This is a genomic window from Ornithinimicrobium humiphilum, from assembly GCF_006716885.1.
In the GTDB taxonomy this organism is placed as follows: domain Bacteria; phylum Actinomycetota; class Actinomycetes; order Actinomycetales; family Dermatophilaceae; genus Ornithinicoccus; species Ornithinicoccus humiphilus.
This window is the reverse complement of record NZ_VFPU01000001.1, coordinates 2,410,857-2,420,729: the sequence shown is the minus strand read 5'-3', so window position 1 is coordinate 2,420,729 and position 9,873 is coordinate 2,410,857. Positions and strand designations below refer to the sequence as shown.

Here is a 9,873-nt window from a genome sequence, read left to right as displayed (position 1 = left end):
CGGACGTCGGCCGATCCGGCCCGCGTCAGTCGCGGTCGCCGGACTGGGGGACCAGCCGGCGGCGGTGCGTGAGGTCGACGCGGTTGCCGTAGGCACCGGTCACCGGGGGCACGGGCGGGCGCTCCATGTCCCGCAGCTCGTGGTGCAGGGTGCGGTAGGTGGGGCGCCACAGCTTCAGCGCCATGAGCAGCTTCTGCCACCAGGCGAGGTTCTGGCGAGTGGTCACGCGTCCTCCAGTGCGGCCGGTCAGATGTCTGCCCCATCCTCTCACCTGCGCGAGCCGGGTGGCACCACCGGGTGACCGGCATAAACCGTTGGTGGCCCGTCGGTGCCGCGACCTACCCTGGGGGACGCCATGCGCGACTTTCCCCCCACCATCACCGCCTGGGCCGGGCCCGGCACCTCCGGCGTGCCCGACACCCGCGGCCCCGGCCGGTTCCTCTGGTGGCTGGTCCGCCAGCAGCCCGACCTCGTGGTCGCGGCCTGCCTGTGCAGCCTGCTCTGGATGCTGCCCACCGCCCTCACCCCGTGGGTGTTCGGGCGCGCCATCGACGAGGGGATCGTCGCCCAGGACGGCAGCCGCATCGCGCTGTGGTGCCTGGTCCTGCTGGCCATCACCCTGGTCGGCGGCGGCAGCGGCGTCTTCTACCACACGGTCGTCGTCCGCTCCTGGCTCGTGGCGTCCTACGGCCAGACCGGTCTGGTCACCAACAAGACCGCCCGCCTGGGCCACGTGCTCACCCGTCGCGCCCCCACCGGCGAGGTCCTCTCGGTCAGCGGCAGCGACGGCGAGCAGTTCGGCCACTTCGTCGAGATCCTCTCCCGGCTCGTCGGCAACGTCGTCGCCTACCTCCTCGTCGCGGTCATCGTGCTGCAGATCTCGGTGCCGCTCGGTCTCGTCGTGCTGCTGGTCGCCCCGCTCCTGGTGGTCGTCTCCAGCGTGCTGCTGCGGCCGCTGTCCGCGGCGCAGACGCGCGAGCGCTCGCGCGACTCGGAGCTGACGTCGATGGCCACCGACATCGTGGCCGGCCTGCGCATCCTGCGCGGCATCGGCGGCGAGCGGATCTTCGGCACCAACTACGCACGGCAGTCCCAGCGGGTCCGCGCCGCCGGCGTCCAGGCCGGCGCCTGGGCCGCGCTGGTCGAGGCGGTCGGCGTCCTGCTCTCCGGCCTCTTCGTCGTCGCGCTCCTCGTGCTGGGCGTGCGCGCGGTGGGCCGCGGCGAGCTGGCCATCGGCCAGCTGGTGACCTTCCTGGGCTACGCGCTCTTCCTCGTGCAGCCGATCCGCGTCGTCTTCGAGGCGGCGCAGCAGATCACCCGGTCCTTCGTCTCGGCCCGCAAGACCATCGGCGTGCTGGGCACCCCCGACCCCTGGCCGGAGCGCGAGCGGGTCGCGGTCGACGTGACGGCCGAGCTGGTCGACGAGGCCTCCGGCCTGCGGGTGCGGCCCGGCCGGCTGACCATGGTCGTCAGCGCGCTCCCGGACGACAGCGCCGCGCTGGCCGACCGGCTGGGCCGCTACCTGCCCGCTGACGACGCGCTCTCGGGCGATGACGACGACGAGGCCTCGGGGGGCGCCGCACGCCGGGCCCGGCGCGAGCGGGAGGCCGCCCGCGCCGCGCTCGCCGAGCGGGACACCGAGCGGGCCAGGCGGCCGTGGGGCGTGCGGATCGGTGACGTCGACCTGTCCGCCCTGCCGCTCGACCAGGTGCGCGAGACGGTGCTGGTCAGCGACACCCGCGCCCACGTCTTCGCCGGCACCCTCCAGGACTCCGTCGACCCGCACGGCACGCTCACCCGCGAGCAGGCCGAGGCGGCGCTGCACGCCGCGGCTGCCGAGGACGTCTACGACATCCTCCCCGGTGGCTGGCAGGGCGTGCTCGACGAGCGCGGCCGCGGGCTGTCCGGCGGGCAGCGCCAGCGGCTGGTGCTCGCCCGGGCGCTGGCTGCCGACCCGCCCGTGCTCGTGCTGGTCGAGCCCACCTCCGCGGTCGACGCCCACACCGAGGCCCGGATCGCCGCTCGGCTGCCCGAGCACCGCCGGGGCCGGACCACCGTGGTCATGACCGCCTCGCCGCTGCTCCTGCACCACGCCGACGAGGTCGCCCTCCTCGAGCACGGCGTCGTCGTGGCCACCGGCACCCACGACGAGCTCGTCAGCACCTGCGAGGCCTACCGGCGCACCGTCCTGCGGGGCGAGCGCGCCGAGGCCCTCGACCCCGCCCCGTCCGGCGAGGTTCCGGACCAGCCGACCCCGACCGACCCCGCGCAGCACGAGCTGCCCACCCACCTGCCCGAGGAGGTGACCTCGCCGTGACCCTCGACACCAGGCTCGCCGAGGACTCCGCGCGCACCTGGCGCGAGCCCGGGCACCGCCCGTCGGCCGTGCCGGAGGAGCTGCGGCCCCCGGCCCCGGGCACGCCGACGCGCGAGCGCTTCCGCCTCCTGTGGGAGCGCCACCGGTTGCGTCGGCAGCGCGCCGAGGAGCACCTGCAGAAGAGCCAGGACCCCGAGCGCGGCCTGCCCGTCGCCTCCAGCGGCACCGTCATGACCTACCTGCGGGGGCTGCTGCGCAGCCGGGGCGGGCTCGTCGTGGTCGTCACCCTGGCCAACGCGTTCGCCGCGGGCGCCGGGCTGGCGGTGCCGATGCTGCTGGGCCGCCTCGTCGACGCGGTGGTCGAGGCCGGCGGCAGGCCCGCCGACGGCCTGCTCACCCGCTTCGGGCTGCTCGTCGTGGGCGTCCTCGTCGCGCAGGCCGTGCTGACCTTCCTCGCCAAGTGGCTCGCCGCCGTGCTCGGGCAGGCCGTGCTCGCCGAGGCCCGCGAGCACGTGATCCGGGCCGTGCTGCGCCTGCCCCTGGGGCGGGTCGAGTCGGCCAGCACCGGCGACCTCGTCACCCGCGTCACCCGCGACGTCGGCTCGATGAGCGGTGCCGTCCGCTGGGCGCTGCCCGAGTTCATCATCGGCGCCGTCACCGTGCTGCTCACGGTGGGGGCGATGATCCTCAACTCGTGGGCGCTGGCCGTCCCCACGCTCGTCACCGCCTCGCTGTCGCTGTGGCAGGTGCGTCGCTACCTGCAGCGGGCGCCCGCGGCCTACCTGCTCGAGGGCGCCACCTACTCGCAGATCAACACCTCCCTCACCGAGACCGTCGAGGGTGCGCGGACCGTCGAGACCTTCGGGATGCAGCCCGAGCGCCGTCGGGCGGCCGTCGACGACATCGACGTGAGCTCGCAGGCGGAGCGCTACGGCCTGGTCCTGCGCAACCTGCTCTTCGCGATCATGGACATGGCGTTCTCGCTGCCGCGGGTCATCACCCTGGTGGTCGGTGCCCTGCTCTACTCGCGCGGGGCGGTCACGCTGGGCCAGCTCACCACCGCGATGCTCTACATCGAGACCTTCTACGGTCCCTTCGACCGCCTCGTGGGCACCGTCGACCGGCTGCAGGTCGGCATCGCCTCGACCACCCGCCTGCTCGGGATCGCCGAGGTGCCGCCCGACCGCACGCCCGGCACGGCGTCGCCGGAGGGCAGCGACCTGGCCGGACGTGGCCTGCGCTACGCCTACCGCGACGGCCAGGACGTGCTGCACGGCATCGACCTCAGCCTGCGTCACGGGGAGCGGCTGGCGATCGTCGGGCCGTCGGGGTCGGGCAAGTCCACCCTGGGCCGGCTGCTGTCGGGCATCCACGGCCCGCGTGAGGGCTCGGTCACCGTCGGCGGCGTCGAGCTCGTCGAGCTGCCGCTCGAGGCCCTGCGGCGGGAGGTCGCGCTGGTCACCCAGGAGCACCACGTCTTCCGGGGCACGGTCCGGGACAACGTCGTGCTGGCGCGCGAGGGCGCCGACGACGCCGAGGTCTGGCGTGCGCTCTCCACCGTGGACGCCGACACCTGGGTGGCGGCGCTGCCCGAGGGGCTGGACACCGTCCTGGGGTCGGGCAACCAGACGCTCACCCCGGCGCAGGCCCAGCAGGTCGCCCTGGCACGGCTGATCCTCGCCGACCCGCACACGCTGGTCCTCGACGAGGCGACCTCGCTCATCGACCCGCGCACGGCCCGGCACCTCGAGGGCTCGATGAACGCCCTGCTGACCAACCGGACCGTCGTGGCGATCGCGCACCGGCTGCACACCGCGCACGACGCCGACCGCATCGCGGTCGTCCAGGACGGTCGGGTCGTCGAGCTCGGCAGCCACGACGAGCTCATGGCCGCGGACGGGGAGTACGCCGCGCTCTGGCGCGCCTGGACGAGCTGACCGGCCCGCCGAGGCGGGTCGCCGACGCCGGGTCAGTCCTGGTCGGCGAGCTTGCCCAGGGTGCGGGGACGCAGCCGCTCGTCGGACTTCTGCCGCAGCCGGCGCGGGGTCAGGCCGTACTGGCGGTTGTAGCCGTCGATGATCGCCTCGCGCAGCTCCTGCGCCGTCTCGTAGGGGTCGGGATGATCGCGCACGATCGTGTCGACCAGGCCCTGCGAGCGCAGGTCCTCGGCCGAGGCGCGCATGGTCTCCAGGGTCATCCCGACCTGGTCGACCGAGGGGTTGGCCTCGTTGTAGAGGATCGTCGCGGTCGACCGCGGCTCGGAGACGAAGCCCAGGGCGCTGTCGAGCATGACCGTGTGACGGCCGAAGGGCGTGGTGGCCAGGCCGCCGCCGCTGCCCATCGCCCCCGCGATCACCGAGACGGTGGGGTAGGGGTGGGAGGCGGAGGTCTTGATGCTCTGGGCGATGGCGCGCGACTGCCCGCGGCGCTCGGCCGCCATCGTGGGCAGCGCCCCCAGGGTGTCGGTGAAGAAGACGATCGGCAGGCCCCAGCGGGCGGCCGCCTGCATCATCCGCACGCCGTACTCGAAGTCTTCCGGGCCGGGGTTGGCCGGGCGCTTGCCGACGTAGCCGCTCGTGACCGTGTAGGACGGCTGGTCGCCGATGACCATGAAGGTCTGCTCGCCCAGCACCCCGAGGCCCGCGATGATGTTGGGGTAGGTCTTCTGCTCCTGGAACTGCACGTGGTTGTAGAAGGGCACGGCGGCGTCGAAGACCGTCCTCAGGAGGAACTCGGTGTCCACGCGGCCCGCTCCGGCGGCGATCTCGTTGTAGCGGGCCATGAGCGCCTCCCGCAGCCCCATGCCGGGGCGGTCGCGGCGGTCACGGGGGAGCTGCACCGTCAGCTCGGGCACCTGGCGGTCCCACAGGGCGGGGGAGAAGCCCTCCGCGCCGGCGGTCATCGCGCGGCCCTCGGCGGCGACGTCGGCGGGGCGGGAGACGCGGGCCGCGCGGCCGGGGCGGATCTTGGTGGTCGAGCGGCCGGCGGCGAAGATCCGGGTGAGGAACTCGATCAGCTCGTCGACGTCCTTGACCAGCACGTCGACGTTGCGGTCGAGGTAGTTGGCCTCGGCCGACTGCATACCCTGGGGCACCTGCTTGCCCTCGAAGGTCTCGATGACGCGGCGCCCGGCGAAGCCGTAGTCGGTGCCCTCGAGCGCGACGACGAGGTCGGCGGCCGGGACCGCGCTCGCCGACATGCCGCCCCAGACCTGGCCGGCGAGCACGGAGACGTAGGGGCGGTTGGTGGTGTGCTGGAACTTGTTGGCCGCCGCAGCCATGCGCTGCATCTGGACCAGCCCGAGGACGTTCTCGTGCTGCCGGACCCCGGAGGAGGCGCCCATGCTCACCAGGGGCAGCTTCTCCTTCTCGGCCAGCTCGGCGGCCTGCACGAACTTCTCGCCCGCGACCTCGCCGAGCGAGCCGGCGAAGAAGGCCCAGTCCACGACGTAGACGACCGCGCGCTGACCGTTGAAGGAGCCGATGCCGAACTTGGCCGACTCGGTCGCCCCGCTGCGGGCCTCGGCGTTGAGCAGCTTGTCCTTGTAGTGCTCGATGGTGTCGCCGACGCGGCGCTGCAGGCCGATGAGGTCGTCGACGACCCGCATGTGGCCGTGCCGCTCCTGCAGCTTCACCGCGTCGAGGAAGGCGCGGATCGCCTGGGTCGGGTTGAGCCCGGGGCGGCCCTCGTAGAGCGTGGCGACCGTGCGCTCCTTGACCGGTCGGCGGTCCAGGAGGTCGGGGGTGACGCCGCCGTCGCCGGTGAGGTAGTCCTCCTCGGCGTCGAGGTTGCGGGCGGGGCGATCCTGCGCAGCGCTCATTGCGGCAGGTTAACGCGCGCGGCCCCGCACCCCAACGCGTGCGGGCGCCCGACGGATAATCGGTGCCGTGGTCGCCGTGCTCCAGGGATTCTGGCTGATCGCGGCGGTCGTCGCGGTCGGCTGGCTGCTGGCGCACACCGGCACCCTCGGGCGCACCGAGCAGCAGGTGCTCGCCCGGCTGACCTTCTGGGTGGGCTCGCCCGCCCTGCTCTTCCTGGTGGTCGCCGACGCCGACGTGCGGGTGATCTTCTCCGGCTTCCTCGTGGCGACGCTCGCGGGCGTGGCCGTGGCCAGCGCCGCCTACGTGCTGGTGGCCCGCCTCCTGCTGCGCCGGCCCCTGACGCACGTGCTCATGGGCGGGATGAGCGTCAGCTACGTCAACTCCAACAACCTCGGGCTGCCGATCGCGATCTACGTCCTGGGGGACGGGTCGTGGTCGGCGCCGGTCATCCTGCTGCAGCTGCTCCTGCTCCAGCCGGCGTGGCTGGCCGCGCTCGACGCCAGCCAGACGGGGCGGGTCTCGGTCCGCCGGGTCCTGCGCTCGCCGGTGACCAACCCGCTGACGATCGGCAGCCTCCTCGGCCTCGCGGTGGCGCTCCTCGGGATCGAGCTGCCCTCCCTCGTCCGGGCCCCGGTCGAGCTCGTGGGCGGGCTGGCCATCCCGGGCATGCTGCTCGCCTTCGGCATCTCGCTGCGGCTCTCGCCGGTGCCCCGCGGTCGGGACAACCTCGCCGAGCTGGGCCTGGTCGTGGCGCTCAAGCTCGCGGTGATGCCCGCCGTGGCGGCGCTCGTGGCCGGGCCGGTGCTCGGGCTCGGGCACGCCGAGGTGCTCGCCGCGGTCGTCATGGCGACCCTGCCGACCGCGCAGAACGTCTTCGTGCTGGCGGTCGCCTACGGGCGGGGCGAGGACATCGCCCGGGACAGCGTGCTGGTCACCACGCTCCTCGCGATGCCCGCGATGCTCGTGGTCGTCGCCCTGCTGGGCGGCGGGTAGGGTGCCCGGGTGCGTCTGAGCGAGTTCTGGGCCCTGATGGAGCAGGAGTTCGGTGCGGGCTACGCCCGCGTCGTCGCCGACACGCACTCGCTGGGGGTCCTCGACGGGCGCACCCCGTCGCAGGCGCTGGAGGAGGGGCTGCCGCCCCGCACGGTATGGCGTGCGGTGTGCGCGGACCTGGACGTCCCGCCCGAGCACCACCACCTCCCCGAGCCCAAGGCCAAGGACAAGGGCTAGCGGGCCTTCCGACGACGACGGCCCCGGCGGGATCCGCCGGGGCCGTGCGCGTCGGAGGGGCGCTCAGACCAGGCCGCGCTCCAGGAGCACCTCGGCGATCTGGACCGCGTTGAGGGCGGCGCCCTTGCGCAGGTTGTCGTTCGAGACGAACATGACCAGGCCGCGGCCGTCCGGCACGGACTGGTCGACGCGGATGCGTCCCACGTAGGACGGGTCGGCACCGGCCGCCGCGAGCGGGGTCGGGACGTCGGCCAGCGCGACGCCCGGGGCGTCGGCGAGCAGCTCGGTGGCCCGCTCCGGGGTGATCGGCCGGGCGAACTCGGCGTGGATGGCGAGGCTGTGCCCGGTGAAGACCGGCACGCGCACGCACGTGCCCGAGACCGCCAGCTCCGGGATGCCCAGGATCTTGCGCGACTCGTTGCGGAGCTTGACCTCCTCGGAGGTCTCGCCGTCCTCGACGAGGTCGCCGGCGAGCGGGACGACGTTGAAGGCGATCGGCGCGACGTAGACACCCGGCTCGGGCAGGTCGACGGCGGCGCCGTCGTGGGTCAGGCCCTCGACGTCGCCCGAGACCGCGCTGCGCACCTGTCCGGCGAGCTCGCTGACGCCGGCCAGGCCGGAGCCGGAGACCGCCTGGTAGGTCGCGACGCGCAGCCGCTCGAGGCCGGCCTCGGCGTGCAGCGGGCGCAGCACCGGCATCGCGGCCATCGTCGTGCAGTTGGGGTTGGCGACGATCCGCCGGCCCCCGTCGCCGACGGCCAGCGCGAGGTCGTCGGGGTTGACCTCGCTGACGACGAGCGGCACCTCGTCGTCCATGCGCCAGGCGGAGGAGTTGTCGACGACGACCGCACCCGCCTCGGCGAAGCGGCCGGCGTGGGCGCGGCTGGCGCCGCCGCCGGCGGAGAAGAGGGCCACGTCGATGCCGGAGAGGTCGGCGGTCTCGACGTCCTCGACGACCACGGACCGGGGCTCGTCCCAGCCGGGCGCCCCGTCGGCCGAGCCGTCCCAGGGCAGCTCGGAGCCGGCCGACCGCGCCGAGGCGAGGTAGCGCACCGAGGCCACGGGGAAGCCGCGCTCGGAGAGCAGCCGGCGCATCACGCCGCCGACCTGACCCGTCGCGCCGACCAGGGCGACGTGCAGCCGCCGACCGTCCTGCGTCATACCGCTCACCGGCCCGTCCCGCCGTAGACCACGGCCTGCTCCTCGGCGTCCAGGTCGAACGCCGTGTGGACCGCACGCACCGCGCGCTCGAGGTCGGCCTGGTCGCAGATGACCGAGATCCGGATCTCGGAGGTGCTGATCATCTCGATGTTGACCCCGGCGTCGGCCAGCGCCGCGAAGAGCTCGGAGGCGACCGAGGGGTTGGAGCGCATGCCGGCGCCGACGAGCGAGAGCTTGCCGACGTGGCTGGTGTAGAGCACGTCGGCGAAGCCCATCTCGTCCTGCAGCGCCCGGATCGCGGCGACGGCGGTCTGGCCGTCGGCCTCGGGGATGGTGAAGGAGATGTCGGAGGTCTCGGCGTCGGAGGTCGAGACGTTCTGGACGATCATGTCGATGGACACGCCGGCCTTCGCGACCGCGCCGACGACGGTCGCGGCGGCCCCCGGGCGGTCGGGGATGCCGACGGCGGTCACCTTGCCCAGGGACTTGTCGTGGGCGATGCCCGAGATGATCGGTTCTTCCATGGTGTCCTCCGTGAGGGGTCGTCCGACCAGGATCCACGTGCCCTCCTGGTCGGAGAAGCTGCTGCGGACGTGGAGCGGGACGGTGAACCGGCGCGCGTACTCCACGGCGCGCAGGTGCAGGATCTTGGCGCCGTGCGCCGCCATCTCGAGGGTCTCCTCGATGGTGAGCCGGGTGACCCGGCGGGCGGTGGGCACGATGCGCGGGTCGGCGGTGTAGAGACCGTCGACGTCGGTGTAGATCTCGCAGACGTCGGCGTCGAGCGCGGCGGCGAGGGCGACCGCGGTGGTGTCGGACCCGCCGCGGCCCAGGGTGGTGATGTCGTCGTCGGTGCTGATGCCCTGGAAGCCGGCGACGATCGCGACGCCGCCCGCGTCGAGGGTGGCGCGCACGCGCTCGGGCTGGACTTCGAGGAGCCGGGCGTGCCCGTGCGAGGTGTCGGTGACCATGCCGGCCTGGGCGCCGGTGAAGCTCTTGGCCGGCACGCCGAGGCGCTCGATCGCCATCGCCAGCAGCGCCATCGAGATGCGCTCGCCGGCGGAGAGCAGCATGTCCAGCTCGCGCTCCGGCGGGGGACCGGGGGTGATCTGCGCGGCCAGGTCGAGGAGATCGTCGGTGGTGTCGCCCATGGCGGAGACGACCACCGCGACCTGGTTGCCCTCGCGGTGGGTGGACACGACGCGCTGGGCGACGCGCAGCATCGCCTCTGCGTCGGCGACCGAGGAGCCGCCGAACTTCATCACGATCAGGGCCATGGGACTTCCTGGTCAGTCGGTATGACGTGGCTCGGGAGACGGCGGCGTCGGTCCCGGGGGGATGGGA

The 9,873-nt window shown here is 73.8% G+C and carries 8 protein-coding genes; 4 read left to right on the top strand and 4 right to left on the bottom strand.

Annotated elements, in window-relative coordinates; all coding sequences use genetic code 11:
- Nucleotides 1-25: 25 nt before the first annotated feature.
- Nucleotides 26-226, bottom strand: a complete 201-nt coding sequence (locus FB476_RS11405) for a hypothetical protein (RefSeq protein ID WP_141818879.1) — start codon at nucleotides 224-226, stop codon at nucleotides 26-28.
- A gap of 129 nt (nucleotides 227-355) precedes the next feature.
- On the opposite strand from FB476_RS11405, the gene FB476_RS11400 reads away from it, so the two are divergent.
- The gene (locus tag FB476_RS11400) at nucleotides 356-2,317 is read left to right on the top strand and encodes an ABC transporter transmembrane domain-containing protein (RefSeq protein WP_141818877.1); all 1,962 of its coding nucleotides are present in this window, start codon (nucleotides 356-358) and stop codon (nucleotides 2,315-2,317) included.
- Nucleotides 2,318-2,547: 230 nt separating this feature from the next.
- The gene (locus FB476_RS11395; protein ID WP_238329772.1) at nucleotides 2,548-4,254 is read left to right on the top strand and encodes an ABC transporter ATP-binding protein; all 1,707 of its coding nucleotides are present in this window, start codon (nucleotides 2,548-2,550) and stop codon (nucleotides 4,252-4,254) included.
- A gap of 32 nt (nucleotides 4,255-4,286) precedes the next feature.
- Here the strand turns inward: FB476_RS11395 and FB476_RS11390 are convergent, their stop codons facing one another.
- The gene (locus tag FB476_RS11390; protein WP_141818873.1) at nucleotides 4,287-6,137 is read right to left on the bottom strand and encodes a carboxyl transferase domain-containing protein; all 1,851 of its coding nucleotides are present in this window, start codon (nucleotides 6,135-6,137) and stop codon (nucleotides 4,287-4,289) included.
- 67 nt (nucleotides 6,138-6,204) lie between these two features.
- Here FB476_RS11390 and FB476_RS11385 point away from each other — a divergent pair, with 67 nt between their 5' ends.
- Complete coding sequence (locus FB476_RS11385; RefSeq protein ID WP_141818871.1) at nucleotides 6,205-7,131, top strand: AEC family transporter; 927 nt, start codon at nucleotides 6,205-6,207, stop codon at nucleotides 7,129-7,131.
- Between the two features lie 9 nt (nucleotides 7,132-7,140).
- A complete protein-coding gene (locus FB476_RS11380) occupies nucleotides 7,141-7,368 on the top strand; it encodes a DUF3046 domain-containing protein (RefSeq protein ID WP_141818869.1) in 228 nt (75 codons plus the stop codon).
- Nucleotides 7,369-7,431: 63 nt separating this feature from the next.
- Here the strand turns inward: FB476_RS11380 and FB476_RS11375 are convergent, their stop codons facing one another.
- Nucleotides 7,432-8,529, bottom strand: a complete 1,098-nt coding sequence (locus FB476_RS11375) for an aspartate-semialdehyde dehydrogenase (RefSeq protein WP_141818867.1) — start codon at nucleotides 8,527-8,529, stop codon at nucleotides 7,432-7,434.
- Nucleotides 8,530-8,534: 5 nt separating this feature from the next.
- Complete coding sequence (locus tag FB476_RS11370) at nucleotides 8,535-9,806, bottom strand: aspartate kinase (RefSeq protein ID WP_141818865.1); 1,272 nt, start codon at nucleotides 9,804-9,806, stop codon at nucleotides 8,535-8,537.
- Between the last annotated feature and the right edge of the window lie 67 nt (nucleotides 9,807-9,873).